The 495-nt window shown below is 60.2% G+C and carries 1 protein-coding gene; it reads left to right on the top strand.

Annotation, left to right across the window (positions count from 1 at the left end):
• On the top strand, positions 1–495 hold a 495-nt coding region (locus E0F99_RS29910), incomplete at both ends, for an RHS repeat domain-containing protein (RefSeq protein ID WP_165447662.1).

Raw genomic sequence — 495 nt, 5'->3', positions numbered from 1 at the left:
GACCCAAGAAGAACACAAGCACTACCGCCGCCACTACGACTACGACAAAACCGGCAACCTGACCCGCCTGCTCGACACCCGCAAAGGCGAACACCACTACCACTACGACCCCCTCGCCCGCCTGACCCGGGCCGATCACTCGCAAGGTGTGCAGGAACGCTTCGGCCACGACCCAGCCGGCAACCTGCTGATGCAAGACCGTCCCGGCCCGGACATCGTCGCGGGGAATCGGTTGATGATCCAGGGCGATCATCATTACGACTATGACGCCTTCGGCAACCTGATTCGCCAAAGACGCGGCAAGGGCCACCAACTCGTCACCGAGTACCGCTACGACTGCCAACACCGGCTGATATCGATCACAAAACCCAATGGGCAGACGGCCAGCTATCGCTATGACCCGTTTGGTCGGCGGATCAGCAAAACCGTTGATGGGATAACGACGGAGTTTTTCTGGCAAGGCGACAAGCTGGTTGCCGAGCATCACGCGGATCG

The organism is Pseudomonas antarctica (assembly GCF_900624995.1).
In the GTDB taxonomy this organism is placed as follows: domain Bacteria; phylum Pseudomonadota; class Gammaproteobacteria; order Pseudomonadales; family Pseudomonadaceae; genus Aquipseudomonas; species Aquipseudomonas antarctica.
This window is presented reverse-complemented; position numbering and strand designations above follow the sequence as displayed.